Annotated in this window: 14 protein-coding genes; 6 read left to right on the top strand and 8 right to left on the bottom strand. The window is 71.0% G+C overall.

Annotation, left to right across the window (positions count from 1 at the left end; all coding sequences use genetic code 11):
- Positions 1–67: 67 nt before the first annotated feature.
- The 5 genes from KMW22_RS07445 to KMW22_RS07425 form a co-directional block, all read right to left on the bottom strand.
- Complete coding sequence (locus KMW22_RS07445) at positions 68–256, bottom strand: DUF1540 domain-containing protein (protein ID WP_221089401.1); 189 nt, start codon at positions 254–256, stop codon at positions 68–70.
- A gap of 383 nt (positions 257–639) precedes the next feature.
- Entirely contained in the window at positions 640–1,146 is a 507-nt protein-coding gene (locus KMW22_RS07440; protein ID WP_221089400.1) for a hypothetical protein, read from the bottom strand.
- 347 nt (positions 1,147–1,493) lie between these two features.
- Positions 1,494–3,368, bottom strand: coding sequence for an ABC-F family ATP-binding cassette domain-containing protein (locus tag KMW22_RS07435; RefSeq protein WP_221089399.1), 1,875 nt, complete (start codon positions 3,366–3,368; stop codon positions 1,494–1,496).
- 54 nt (positions 3,369–3,422) lie between these two features.
- Complete coding sequence (locus tag KMW22_RS07430) at positions 3,423–5,333, bottom strand: endonuclease (protein WP_221089398.1); 1,911 nt, start codon at positions 5,331–5,333, stop codon at positions 3,423–3,425.
- A 48-nt stretch (positions 5,334–5,381) separates the two neighbouring features.
- Complete coding sequence (locus KMW22_RS07425) at positions 5,382–5,954, bottom strand: GNAT family N-acetyltransferase (RefSeq protein ID WP_221089397.1); 573 nt, start codon at positions 5,952–5,954, stop codon at positions 5,382–5,384.
- Positions 5,955–6,133: 179 nt separating this feature from the next.
- Between KMW22_RS07425 and KMW22_RS07420 the strand changes: the two genes are divergently transcribed.
- The 4 genes from KMW22_RS07420 to KMW22_RS07405 all read left to right on the top strand — a co-directional run bounded on the left by KMW22_RS07420 (position 6,134) and on the right by KMW22_RS07405 (position 9,447).
- A complete protein-coding gene (locus KMW22_RS07420) occupies positions 6,134–6,580 on the top strand; it encodes a response regulator (protein ID WP_221089396.1) in 447 nt (148 codons plus the stop codon).
- A 68-nt stretch (positions 6,581–6,648) separates the two neighbouring features.
- Positions 6,649–7,866 carry a toxic anion resistance protein gene (locus tag KMW22_RS07415; protein ID WP_221089395.1) on the top strand — a complete coding sequence of 406 codons (1,218 nt, stop codon included), beginning with the start codon at positions 6,649–6,651 and terminating at the stop codon, positions 7,864–7,866.
- A complete protein-coding gene (locus KMW22_RS07410) occupies positions 7,866–8,558 on the top strand; it encodes a nucleoside/nucleotide kinase family protein (protein ID WP_235692746.1) in 693 nt (230 codons plus the stop codon). Before KMW22_RS07415 ends, KMW22_RS07410 begins: the two co-directional genes overlap by 1 nt.
- The gene (locus KMW22_RS07405) at positions 8,548–9,447 is read left to right on the top strand and encodes an aminoglycoside phosphotransferase family protein (protein ID WP_221089394.1); all 900 of its coding nucleotides are present in this window, start codon (positions 8,548–8,550) and stop codon (positions 9,445–9,447) included. Before KMW22_RS07410 ends, KMW22_RS07405 begins: the two co-directional genes overlap by 11 nt.
- A gap of 298 nt (positions 9,448–9,745) precedes the next feature.
- Here KMW22_RS07405 and KMW22_RS07400 read toward each other — a convergent pair whose 3' ends face one another.
- The 3 genes from KMW22_RS07400 to KMW22_RS07390 all read right to left on the bottom strand — a co-directional run bounded on the left by KMW22_RS07400 (position 9,746) and on the right by KMW22_RS07390 (position 11,577).
- Complete coding sequence (locus tag KMW22_RS07400; protein WP_221089393.1) at positions 9,746–10,237, bottom strand: hypothetical protein; 492 nt, start codon at positions 10,235–10,237, stop codon at positions 9,746–9,748.
- A gap of 63 nt (positions 10,238–10,300) precedes the next feature.
- A complete protein-coding gene (locus tag KMW22_RS07395; protein WP_221089392.1) occupies positions 10,301–10,786 on the bottom strand; it encodes a COG4315 family predicted lipoprotein in 486 nt (161 codons plus the stop codon).
- A gap of 5 nt (positions 10,787–10,791) precedes the next feature.
- Complete coding sequence (locus KMW22_RS07390) at positions 10,792–11,577, bottom strand: GGDEF domain-containing protein (protein ID WP_221089391.1); 786 nt, start codon at positions 11,575–11,577, stop codon at positions 10,792–10,794.
- Positions 11,578–11,658: 81 nt separating this feature from the next.
- Here KMW22_RS07390 and ispF point away from each other — a divergent pair, with 81 nt between their 5' ends.
- Entirely contained in the window at positions 11,659–12,138 is a 480-nt protein-coding gene (ispF, locus tag KMW22_RS07385; protein WP_221089390.1) for a 2-C-methyl-D-erythritol 2,4-cyclodiphosphate synthase, read from the top strand.
- Complete coding sequence (locus KMW22_RS07380) at positions 12,135–12,602, top strand: tRNA (cytidine(34)-2'-O)-methyltransferase (RefSeq protein ID WP_328774625.1); 468 nt, start codon at positions 12,135–12,137, stop codon at positions 12,600–12,602. The genes ispF and KMW22_RS07380 overlap by 4 nt, the downstream gene beginning before the upstream one ends.
- The last annotated feature ends 385 nt before the right edge of the window (positions 12,603–12,987 follow it).

Raw genomic sequence — 12,987 nt, 5'->3', positions numbered from 1 at the left:
CTCCCGGCGGTTCCTGAAAAGAAGAGGCGTGCGGCTGAGCCAGCGCCCAGCGCACGCCCTGAAGGCTTCAGTTGTTCTCGGCAGTCATGCCGTAGCTGTCGCTCATGCCTTCCGTGGGCGTGAAGGTCAGGCACTGGGCGGTCTGCCCACTCAGGCTGACTTCAATCTGCCCGGCGGTGCAGTTCATGTCCTCGTTAAAGCGGCAGGTGGTGGCGTCGCAGCGGCTGACCATGCTCTGGGGTTCGTTGGTGTTCATGGGAAAACCTCCGTGTGCCCAGGGTGCGCGCACGGCGCGGGGCGCAACGTGAGGCAGCCTGCAAGGTAAAGGGAGGCTCCAAAATCCGAGCGCGCAGATGGGCTTACCGGGCGTTCGGGCCTGAGAACCGCTCCTGCGCAGGCTTTTTGGTTGTCGGCATTGTTGAGCTTCAGAGAGCGCTGGTGGGCGGGCCTCATCGCCCGCTCATGGCAGCGGGGGGCCTGGAAGCTGGGGCCCCCTTGCTCAGAGCGGTCAGCACGTGACCTGAAGAGTTCACCCTTCGGGTCATCTGGGGCGAAAGGCGCGTAGTGACAGCGACAGAGAGCGGTTGGCGTGGCGTTGAGGGGGTGTTCTCCTCCCCTGAGCATCACGGAAAACCGCTGTCAGTTCAGCAGGCTGGCGCGGATGCCCTGGGCGCAGGCCACGCGGTGGGCCACCTGGGCGGCGTCCAGCTCGCCGTGTTCGCGCAGGCCAGCGGCCAGCACCTCTACCTCGCTCCAGGCGCGGCGCAACCCGGCACGGGCGCGGCCCCGCAGCACGCTCAGGTAGGCGTCCAGGGTGCTGTGCTCGTCGGGGTCGGTCAGGGCGCAGGCCAGCAGCATGCGGGCGTCGCGCCCCCCTGCGTGTGGGGCGCTGCCGCTCAGGGCGGCGGCCTCGCCAGCGGCCAGGGCCACCATCACCACGTCCTCGGCCAGGGGGCGGTTCAGGCGCAGGGCGGCGGGGTCCGGGGCGCTGCGGTACACCACGCCGTGCAGGCTGAGGCGCTCAATGCGCAGCGGCGCGCGCGGATGGCTGTGGGCCAGATAGGCTTCGGCCGCCAGCTGCAACGAGCGGGCGTGGAGGTCCTGGGGGGCTGGGCTGGGCGTGGGCTGGGTCTGGGGGATCGGCATAATCCTGACTCTGGCACTCAGGATAAGGCCTGGGGGCCGGTACAGCTGCCCCGCTGTCCAGGGAAGCAGAGCAGGGGTGGCCTGCACCTAAGGACGCCGCCCCTCACGTTGCGACTGTTCAGGAGGACACCGAACAGTCTCCTCTCCCGGTGCAACGTTCTTTCTTCGATCCTCGCTTCGCTCGGTTGATCTCAAGATCAACTTTGAGCGACTTATAAGGATTCCGGTTGATCCGTTATTCCATAACGGATCAACCCGACCGGAGGGAGAAGGAAAAACGGTGACGGATAGGAGTGGAAGCACCGAAGCGACGCGTAGGGGCTGTAACGGATTATCCGAAATCCGTATTAGCCGCCGCGCGCCTCCACCTCGGCCTGCTTGGCTTCCCAGGCGCTCAGCTGGGTGCTCAGCTGCGCTTCAAGGTCGTGGGCTGCCTGCCCCAATGCGGCAAAGTCGGCGTCCGGGCCCGCTGCACCCAGGGCGGCCTGGGCGGCTTCCAGTTCGCCTTCCAGGCGGGCAATCTCGGCTTCCAGGGCTTCAACCTCGCGCTTCAGGTGCCACAGGCCCTTACCCTTGGGGGCGCTGGGGGGGGCCGGGCGTTTGGGGGCCTCTTCGGCGACGGCCGGGCGGTGCTTGGCCTTGTAGTCCTCCCAGCCGGGGTACTCGTACAGCTGGCCGTCTTCGAGCAGCCAGATGCGGTCGGCCAGCCCCTCAATAAAGGCGCGGTCGTGGCTGACCATCAGCAGGGTGCCGCCAAAGTCGTCCAGGGCGGCTTCCAGGGCCTCGACCATCTCCATGTCCAGGTGGTTGGTGGGCTCGTCCATCACCAGCAGGTTGTGGTCTTCCTGGGCCAGTTTCAGCAGCGCCAGCCGGGCGCGCTCGCCGCCCGAGAGGATGCGGGCGGGCTTGTCGTGCTGGTCGTAGGGAAACAGAAAGGTGCCCAGCAGGTCGTGGGCCTCGGGGTCCTTCTGGGTGTAGGCGCGCGCCACGTCGTACAGGGTCTGCGAGGGGTCCACGCCGCGCAGGGCCTGATCGTAGTAGCCCACCGTCACGCGGGCGCCGGTCAGCACCCGGCCCCGGGGGTCGTCGCTGGGGTCCAGACCCAGCAGCGCGCGCAGCAGGGTGGTTTTGCCGGCCCCGTTGCGCCCGATGATGGCAATGCGCTCGCCCCGCCGGACCTGCAGATTGACGTCCCGGAACAGGGTGCGCCCACCCGGCAGCGTGCGGGTCTGGTGCCGGGCGTCCAGCACCACGTCGCCGCTTTCGGGGGCGTGGAAGGTGATGCGGGTGGTCCGCTGCTCGGGGGGCGGAGCGCCCACCGCGCGGGCCTGCATGCGGTCCACGCGCGCCTGCATGGCCTTGGCGCGGCGGGCCAGCTTACTCATGCCCAGGCCCCAGATCTTCATACGGTCGGCGCTGGCCTGCAGGGAGGCGATCTGGCGGCTTTCCACCGCGTGCCGGGCGGCCTGCTGTTCCAGTTCGGCGGCCAGGGCTTCGCGGAAGGTGGAGTAGTTGCCCGCGTACACCTTCAGGGTGCCGCCGCGCAGGTAGGCGGTTTCGCGGGTCACGTTGTCCAGAAAGGCGCGGTCATGGCTGATCACCAGCACGGCCCCGGGGTAGCGGTTCAGGAAGGCTTCCAGCCATTCCACCATCACGATATCCAGGTGGTTGGTGGGCTCGTCCAGCAGCAGCACGTCCGGGTTTTCCACCAGCAGGGCGGCCAGCCCCAGCCGGGTGCGCTCGCCCCCGCTGAGCCCGGTCACCGGGTCGTGCTCACGGCCCCGGAAGCCAAAGGCCAGGGTCACGGCGTCCTTGCGGCTGCGGCGCTCGAAGCCGCCCCGGCGCGCGTAGTGTTCCAGCACGGCCTCGTGGTGCAGGATGCTCTCGGGGGTGCCGCTGCTCATGGCCTCGGCCGCCGCCTGCAGTTCGGCTTCCAGGGCGTCCAGGTCGTGAAAAGCGGCCGAGAGCACGCTGTCCACCGTGGCCTGTTCGGGAAACACCGGGTCCTGGCGCAGCGCCCGCACCCGCACGCCGGGGCCGCGCTTGATCACGCCGCCGTCGGGGGAGAGTTCGCCGGTCAGCAGTTTCAGCAGGGTGCTTTTGCCAGCCCCGTTGCGGCCCACCAGCCCCACCCGGTCCCCGGGCTGCACGGCAAACGACACGTCGTGGAGCACGGTGAGCGGGCCGTAGTCTTTACTGGCGTCCTGGGCGGCAACAAGCACGCCCCGCAGTATAGAGGGCCCTGGCAAATGCGCCGGGGGCCCCTGTGGGGGGCCTTACCGCCCCAGCCCGGCGGCGAACTCGATCCCCGCCCCCCAGGCTGGGTGGTCAATCAGCGGGTTGCGGTTGCCCTGCAGGGCGAAAATCGCCGCGTTGCGGTGCCGTTCCCAGTCGCCGGGGGGCTGCGCGGCGTGCCACGCCAGCAGCGTGTCCAGGTGCCGGGGGGCGTAGGGGTGCACGGCGCCGGGATAGCGCAGCAGAAAGTACAGCGTGGCGCGGGCGGCGGCGCCCTTGCCAGCGGCCGGCTCGAATTCGCCCACTTCGCGCCGCCCGCAGTCACTGCGCACCACCTCGTCATGGTCGGGAAAATCGGCGTAGGGGGTGTTGCCCCGGAAGGAATTGCAGGCGGGTTCGCAGGCAAAGAGGTGGTGCAGATCGCCGCGCATGGGTTCGCGGCGGCCAAACCAGCTTTGCGGCACCACGTGCTCGCAGTTGTAGGGCAGGGCCTCTTCCAGGGCCTCGGTGCTCAGGCCCTCCTGGGCGGCCAGCCGGGCACGGCGCTCGGCGGCCATGCGGTCGGCGGCGATCAGTTCGGCGGGGCTGTGCACCCGGCCGGAATACAGGCTGCGCAGTTGCCCGTCCGGCCACAGGTCCACCCAGGGGTACAGGTGCTGGGCGGGGTCGTACACCAGCGGCCGGGTGTGGCTGCGCGAGAGCAGCGCACTCAGCGCGGCAAAACGCTCGGCGGGGGCCAGGGTCTCCCCTATGCCCTGGTAGTAGGCCGCTGCGTGCCCCGGGTCAGCCGGGTCCAGGTACGGGCGGTCCTCGGGGGTGGGGGGCGGCGCGGCCACCCGCAGGCTCAGGGTGACGGGCAGGCTCACGGTGCCATCGGCGCCCGGGGTGACGGTGCCCAGGTTCAGGGCGCCGCCCGGCGCACCCCCGACCCCCGCACGCTCCCGGACCGGGCGGGGGGCATTCAGCAGCGCGCTCACCAGGGGCGAGGCCGCTTCCGGGCGGGCCCGCAGGTCCGCGATCAGGCGGCTGATGCGCACGCCCTCGTTGGCCATCCAGTCCAGTTCGGTATCCGGGTCGCCGGGGGCGGCGGGGCGGCCGTCGCGGCGCAGCACCCGGCCCTGGGCGTCGGTGCGCGGCACGCCGCTGTGATGCAGCGCCACCACCTCCCAGGCGTCGTTGAACACCGGGCTGCCGCTGCTGCCGGGGGCGGTGTCGGTCTCGTAGTGCAGGAAATCCGGCAGGCGGTCCACAAGGCGGTTTTCGCGCAGCGCCACCTGCTTAGGCTCGCCGCCGGGGTGCTGAATGATGCTCAGGGCCTCGCCCACCATGTGCTTGTCCGGGGCGTCCAGCAGGGGCAGGTAGCCGTAGGCGTGCGTGTCGCCCCGCACCGCCACCAGGGTGTAATCCAGCGCCTCGCTGGTGATGAAAAGGGTGTCCGGGTCCAGGGCCAGGGTCACGCGCTCCCGCAGGGTGCCGTCGGGGCGCAGCTCGTACCCAAATTCCGCCTGTGCCGTGCGGGCGTCCCCGGGGTCAGGCAGGACATGGTGGTTGGTTACCAGCACCTGCGGGCTGCACAGCCAGCCGGTGCCGTAGCCGGCCGGGCGCCCCCGGGCGTCCAGCAGCACCAGCCGCGCCACCGCATCGGCCGCCTGCCGCGCCAGTTCCAGGTAGGCCACCCCCACCAGATCGTTGCGGCCCAGCAGCCGCTCCAGGCTCTGCCGGGGGCCGGGCGGCAGGCGCGCGGCCACCTGCGCGGGCTCGGCCTCACCGCTGGCCAGGGCCTGGGCGTCGGGCAGCGGCACCCCCACGCGGGCCAGCCGGGCCGCCACCCGCTCGGGCGTATCGGCGGCAACGCCCGGCAGGTCCAGGCGCTGCAACCGCGCGCGGCGCTGCGCCTGCCGGGTCTCGAAACGGGCCTGGGTCTCGCGCAGCACCTCGGGGGGAATGGTCATGCGGTCAGCATACCCGCTACGGTCAGGGTGAAATCAGGGGGCACTTTTTCATGGTTGGCCCATCTGGACCGCCGGTTGGCCGGCGGGCTCGTCGGGCCGCAGGCAGGCCAGCTTCACGCTGTCCCAGCGCTGGCCCTGCCACCGCCGGGCCTGGGGAATGCGGGCGCATTCGTGGTAGCCAGCACGCTCCCCAGCGCGGATCAGGCGCTCGTTACCGCCCCAGGTGGTCAGGGTGAGCACCTGCGCCTCTGTTCCGGCAAACGTGGCAGCCGTCCACAGCCGCAGCGCCTGGGTGCCCAGCCCGCCGCCCCAATACGCCGGGTCGAAAATCAGGATGCCCAGGTCCCACCACCCGCCGCCTGCGGGCGCTTCCTCGCTCCGCGACACCTGGCCGATGCACTGGCCGCCCAGGTCGAGAATGCGCAGGTGGGGATTCGGGGGCTGGGCGTTGGCGCGCTCCATATACGCCTCCAGGATCAGGTCAGAGGGTGGGCGGCCCGAATGGAAATACGGCGCGTCCCACTGCTGCCACGCGGGCGAACGTTCCTGGTGCATCCAGCGCCACAGCACCGGCAGATCGGCGGGCTGGCGCCCACGCAGAAGAAGAGGGGCGGGGGTCACAGGAGCCAGGGTAGGGTGTGTGGGACCCGGCGGACACCACAGTTGCTCACCACACCCGCGAACTCTTCTTCAGCTTCCTGATCCTGAACTGATCGGCAATTGAGAAACATAAAGGCGCCTTGAGAGTGTGAGGGCCGCAAACCTGAAGGCTTGGTGTAGCCGCTACACTGCCTTATCCCATGACCAGCACATCTTTCCGGCGTCTGCATGTTCTGCTGATCGATGATGATCCAGCCGACCGCCTGCTGGCCCAGGAGGCGTTTGACGAACACGCCGACGCCGTGCAGATCAGCCTGTGCGAGGACGGGGTCGAAGCGCTGGCGTGGCTGCGTACCCCAGGCCGCCTGCTGCCCGACGTGGTGATGCTGGACCTGAACATGCCGCGCATGAGCGGCTTTGAGGTCATTGAGGCCATCCGCGCCGACCGGGGCCTACGCCACCTGCCCGTGGTGATCCTCTCCACCTCCGACAACCCCGAGGACGTGGCGCAGGCGTACAACCTGTTTGCCAGCTCCTACATGGTCAAAAGCAAGGATTTCCCGGGCTTTCTGGCACAGGTGGACCATTTCGTGAAGTTCTGGCAGGACTGCCGCTTTAAACGGCTGGCGCTGCCGCTGTCGTCCTGAAGGCCCCGCCGGGCACTGCGCCTTTTGCCGGATGCAACCGCGCGCCGCCGCGCGGCGTAATGGGGGGCATGAGTGATCCTCGCGGCCCGCTGACGCCCCCCGATTCGATGCTTCGCGCGCCGGAGGCCGTGCCCCCCGTGCAGGCCCAGGAGGCCCCCGAGATGGTGCCCCTGTCGCCCGAGGACCGCGCCCGCCTGGAGCAGATGGCGCAGGCCTTTGCCCAGGAGGTCCTCTCGGCGGGCACCCACACCCCCGACTTCAAGCGCAAGCTGGACGCCGTGCACGAACTGGGGCTGCCCGAACAGCGCGCCGCCGCCCAGAGCAGCAACCGCATGCTGGACCGCCCCCTGCGCGCCACCCGCGCGGGCGCCCTGGCCGAAGGCAGCGACATCCTGCGCGGCCTGACCGATCTGCGCCGCACGGTGGAAGACCTGGACCCCAGCCGCGCGCCCACGCCCCGGCGCCTGTTTGGCAAACTGCCGGGCGGGCGCAAGGTGCAAAACCACCTCGACAAGTACCAGAGTGCCCAGAGCCACCTCAACGGCATTCTGGAAGCGCTGTACCGGGGCCAGGACGAACTGCGGCGCGACAACGCCACCATTGAAACCGAGAAGGTGCATCTGTGGGACACCATGCAGAAGCTGCGCCAGTACGCCCATGTGGGCAAGGCGGTGGATGAAGCCCTGACCCAGCGCCTGCACGACCTGCAGGCCACCGACCCCGAAAAAGCCCGGATGGTCAGCGAGGAGCTGCTCTTTGCCGTGCGACAGCGCGTGACCGACCTGCTGACCCAGCTGGCGGTGAGCATTCAGGGGTATCTGGCCCTGGACCTCGTGCGGCGCAACAACCTGGAACTGATCAAGGGCGTGGACCGCGCCACCACCACCACGGTGAGCGCCCTGAAGACGGCCCTGATGGTCTCGCAGGCGCTGGGCACCCAGCAGGCGGTGCTGGGGCAGGTCACGGCCCTGAACGACACCACCGGCAAGATGATCGGCTCCACGGCGCAGCTGCTGAAACAGCAGAGCACCGAGATTCAGCGGCAGGCGGGCAGCGCCACGGTGGACCCGCAGATTATCCAGGCGGCCTTCCGCGACGTGTACGGCGCCCTGGACGCCATCAGCGCCTACCGCCAGCAGGCCCTGGACCGCTTCCGCGAAACGATGACGGTGCTGGACCGCGAGGTGGCCCAGGCCCAGACCTACCTGGACCGCGAGCGCCAGCAGGCCTCGCGCGAGGTGGCCCAGGGCCTGAACGTCACGGAGAAAGGCGACCTGAAAATCTGATGCGCGCGCCTTCTGCAAACCTGCGGGCCCACGCGACCCGGCAGGAGCTGTTGTCGTGGCTGGTGAGCCGACTGGCCGGGCCACCGGCGTGCCCGGTGCGGCGCGTGGCGATTGACGGCGTGGACGGCGCTGGCAAGACCACACTGGCTGGTGGGCTGGACCGCGAGTTGCGGGCCCGGGGCCGCGCGGTGATCCGCGCCAGCGCCGACCATTTTCACCATCCCCGCGCCATGCGCGACCGCCAGGGCCGGACCTCGCCCCAGGGCTTCTACGAGGACTCGTACGATCTGGACGCCCTGCGCCGGGAACTGCTGGTGCCCCTCTCGCCGGGCGGAGGTTTGCAGTACCGCCCGGCGGTCTTCGATGTGGAGCGCGACGAACCGCTGGCGCTGCCGGCCCAGACCGCCGTACCCGGCAGCCTGCTGATCATGGACGGTCTGTTCCTGCACCGGCCGGAGCTGCGGGCCTTTTGGGACGACTCGGTGTTTCTGCGGGTGCCGTTCGAGGTCTCGGTGCCCCGGGGCGCGGCGCGGGGCCCAGGATACGGATCACCGGACCCCGCTGCGCCCAGCAACCGCCGCTACGTGGAGGGGCACCGCCTGTATTTCGCCGCCGCGACCCCGGAGGCCCACGCGGGCGTGGTGCTGGACTACATAGATCTCCAGCGGCCGGCGGTGCTTCATGCTCGCTGAGGCGCAGGCCCTACTTGATGCCCGCGCCCTGCTGGGCCTGGGGGCGCAGCCGCTCTCACGCGGCGCGACCTGCGTGGCCTTTACCGACGGGCGGCGGGTGGCCCGCCTCGCGCTGGGCCCGGAGGCGCGGCTGGGCGTGCAGGCCCTGCTGCAGCGGCGGCTGGCCGCCCAGGGGGTGCCGGTGCCACCGGTCCTGGCGGCAGGAGTACTGCGCGGCGAGCAGGCCTACTGCGTGGACATCCTGATGACGGGCGACCTGCAGCCCCCCAGCGACAGCGGCTGGGCCGACCTGGGCCACGCCCTGCGGGTGCTGCACGCCCTGCCCCGCAGCGGGCACGGCCTGCTGACCGACCGCCCCGACCTGCTGCAGGGCCAGGCGCCGGACCCGGAAGCTGGGGTGCGCTCGCGCCTGCCAGAGGCGTGGCCGTTCGGGACCGTGCCGCTGGACCGTCAGCCGCTGGTGCAGGCTGACCCCGCCCTGCACGCCCCACTGGCCCGCCGCGCCGAGGACCTGCGCCGGGTGGCCCAGGGCCCCACGCGGGTCTGCCACACCGACCTGCACGCCGGGCAGCTGGTGTGGCGCGGCGGGCGGCTGGCGGCCCTGCTGGATTTTGGGGACGCCGCCTGCGTGCCGGCCGCGTGGGACGTGGCCAGCGTGGCTTACTTTCACGGCTGGGTCGCAGCCGAGCAGGTGGCGGGCGCCGCCGGGCTGCCCTGCGGAACCGACGCCGCGCTGTTTGGGCTGCTGCTGGCCCAGCACCGCGCCGCGCGGGCCCGGCGCCGGGAACAGATGGCGCAGGCGGTGGGGTTTGCCCACGGGTGCCTGGGGCGCCTGGGCAGTTGGGCCCCGGCCACCCCGGCGCTGGGCCACCGATTGGCGGCGCCGTAGGGACAGTGAGAAGGAAGTTGGAGGCCACGGGGCGGCGTGCCCGTGGCCTCCGGTCTGGTTTGAGCCCAGCACCCTGAGCCCAGCGCCTTAAGCCCAGTGCGTAGGGGTCAACGCCCTGACTGGGGCGGCCCGTTCGACTTTCAGCCAGAAAGACGTCTTTGCCCTGCCCCAGTTCCGCTGTGTGTGCTGGTCATTCACCCTGTCTCAGCGCCCTTCCAGCTCCCGCTCTGGGCACCAAGATCAGCAGCCCTCCCCGCACACGGCCCGCCTCACCCTGCCGGCTGCACTGGCGCGGGCTTCAGGGCCCCAGGAAAGGCCCCGGCAGCACCACATCGCCGCGTTCCTGGGCCGCCGGAGCGGGGGTGCCGGCACTCGCCCCTCCGTCCGGCGGCGCCATGCCCACCACCGCCGGCTGAAACATGGCGGGCTGCACGTCGCTGGCGGCGCTGGCCTTCTGGCCCTGCACGTAGTACAGCGGCCAGCCCTGGTAGAGCATCTGCACCCAGGGCCGCACCGGGTCGCCGGGACGCTCCTGGCTGGTGATGTCCGGTTCCAGCGCGTCGGGCAGCTGTTCGGGGGGCAGCATGGGCATGGGCACGTACTGCAGCACAAAGGCCTCGTTGTAGCGCGGCCAGTGGGGCGCAAAGGGCACCTCGTACTGGCCCTCGTAGGCCTGGGCCAGCGGCGCGAACACGTACAGGGCCAGCGGCTCGCCTGCCTGACTCACGGCGTACAGGCGCCCTTCAAAGGTGGTGAGGGCCAGAAAGTTCAGCGGACTCTGGATGGACATGGGGTCTCCTTACGGGGGCAGGCGCTGGGGGGCGGTGGGCGCAAAGGGGGCGCGCCCTCTCGCTCAGGGGCCCTGCTGCTCGGCGCCGGGGAACGGCAGGGGCAACTGGGTGGCGGGCACCGGGGCGAACAGGTGGGCGGCGGCCCCCAGCGGCGCGCCCCCCGGCTGATCGTAGGCGTAGAGGTACAGCGGCCAGCCCTGATAGGTGGCCTGGGGCCAGGGGCGCAGGCCGTGGGCGTCGCGCGCCTGCACGCCCATCAGGGGGGCCAGGGCGGCGGGGGCGGGCCGGGGACCGGGCAGCGGCACGTAGGTATACACGAACAGCTTCAGGTGCTCGGGCCAGTCGGCGGCGTAGGGCACGCGCTCGCCGCACAGCACCGCCGCCTGCAGCGGCAAAAAACGGTACAGCGGCAGTGGGCCGCGCCGGGTCTCCACGTACAGGTGATCGCCGTGCGTGCACAGCGGGCCCAGGTCGGCTGGGGGCAGGGCGCGGCGCCGGGGCGTGCGGCCCGCCGGGCCAGAGGCTAGGGGCTGGGGGGGGGCGGCCACGCGGCTCAGACCCGCACCAACGGCGTGCGGCGCGAATCAGAGGGGCCACCCAGGCGGGTGTGGCGCAGCAGGTGAACCAGTTCGGCGGCCAGCCCGCCCCCCCCGGCACGCTGACTGCGCTGCACGCGGCGTTCGGCGTGGGCCAGCAGTTCAGCCAGGGTGGTGCCGTCTTGCGGGGCGTGCGCCAGCCCAAACGAGAAGGTGGCCCGGCGCACCCCGAACGCCGCCAGGGACCCCGCAAAAGCGTCCTGCAGCGGGCTGAAATGCCCGGGCACCAGCAGGTGCGGCGAGCACAGCACAAAGGCACCCCCGCCCAGCCGGTAGGCCTGCGCCGGCCAGTGCCGGGCGGCCCGCTTCAGGTGTTCGGCCAGGGCGTGCAGCGCGGCGTCGCCCGCCGCGTGCCCGGCGCGGTGGTTCACGCGGGCCAGCCCGTCAATGTCCAGCAGGGCCAGCGTGACCGGGGCGCCCTGTTCGGCGTCCAGCAGCAGGGCGCGGCGGTCCGGCAGGCGGGTCAGGGGATCGGCGTGGTAGTCGTGCACGTCTTCAATCACGCCCAGGCGGTCGCCACCGGGCAGGGTGCGCAGCAGCAGGCGGCAGATGCGCGCCTCGCCGTTCGGGGTGGACAGCCGGGTGTGGTGGGCGCCGTCGGGTCGGTCCAGCAGTGGCAGGGGCAGCGGGCCCAGGCCAAAGGCGCGCGTAAAAGCGCGGTTGAGCCGGGCCGGGTGGCCCGGGGTCCAGTGCACAGCCGGCAGCGGCAGGTGCTCGAACAAATCGTCATCCAGGTGCATCATTTTCGGCGTCTCCCCCTGTGGCCCGCAGCGTCGCGCAGGGCGCGTTACGGCAGCGTTAACGGCCGCGCTACACTCCGGGCCATGTCTGCGCTGCCCTACCGCATCGGCTACGGAGAAGACGCCCACCGGCTGGAAGCGGGCCGGACGCTGGTGCTGGGCGGCGTGCCCGTGCCGCACGCGCCCGCCGGCGCCGTGGCCCACAGCGACGGCGACGCGGCCCTGCACGCCCTGGCCGACGCCCTGCTGTCGGGGCTGGCGCTGGGCGACATTGGGCAGTATTTCCCCGACACCGCCGCCGAGTGGCAGGGCCTGGATTCGGCCGTGATCCTGGCGCGCGCCCTGGAACTGGTGCGGGCACGCGGCTACCGCCCCGCCAACGCCGCGCTGGTGGTCACCCTGGACCGCCCCAAGCTGGGCCCCCTGCGCGCGGCGATGGCCCAGCGCATGGCCGAGCTGCTGCAGCTGCCTGAAACCGAGGTGGGCGTGAGCTTCAAGACCTCCGAGGGACTGGCCCCAGACCACGTGCAGGCGCGCGCCACCGTGCTGCTGGTGGCCGGGTGAGTGAGAGCCCCCCGCTGCTCCACATTGTCCTGTTCGAGCCGGAAAAGGCGGGGAACGTGGGCAACGTGGCCCGCACCTGCGCGGTGCTGGGCGCCGAACTGCACCTGATTCGCCCCTTTGGCTTTCACCTGCACGACCGCGAATTCCGCCGCGCAGTCATGGATTACCTGCAGGGCGTGACCCTGCACGAACACGCCAGCTGGACGGCCTTTCAGGGCGCCCTGCCCCCGGGGGCGCGGGTGTTTGCCTTCAGCACCCACGCCACGGACCTGCACACCCGCGCGGGCTTTGTGCGCGGCGATTACCTGCTGTTCGGCCCCGAATCGCGCGGCCTGCCCGCGTGGCTGCGCGATGCCCTGCCCCGGGTGAAACTGCCCCAGCCCGGCGGTGGGCGCAGCCTGAACCTCTCAGTGGCGGTGGGAGTGGCAGCGTTTGAGGCTGGCCGGCAGATCGAGGGCTGGTGAGAGGGCAGAAGACCAAGGGACAACCTCTGGTGGGCAGGAGAGCCCAGATGAGGCAGTCAGAGCCGGTGAGGACGGCCTTTTCGCGGCTCGAAGGGCTGGGGGAACGCCGCCGCTCTTCCCCGTTTTCACACGGGCTGAACAGGACTTGCTTCTCTCGTGATCGCTTGCCGTGTTCCCCTCTCCCCTGGTGGGAGAGGGAAGGAGGAGCGGAGCGACGGAAGGGTGAGGGGGCCACCGCGAGGCTCGGACGGCTGCGCAATCCATTGAGTTCCATATCAGCTGTCCCGCTTCACCCCAGCGCCGTGAATGCCCCTGATCCCTTCCCATGCCCCCATCCCGCTAAGCCATTCTCTGCATTTCGACGCTCTTCGAATCTTCCACAATG

It is taken from the genome of Deinococcus aquaedulcis (genome assembly GCF_019693445.1).
Taxonomy (GTDB): Bacteria; Deinococcota; Deinococci; order Deinococcales; family Deinococcaceae; genus Deinococcus; species Deinococcus aquaedulcis.
Note: the sequence above shows the minus strand (reverse complement) of the source record. Positions and strands in the feature narration are given on the sequence as shown.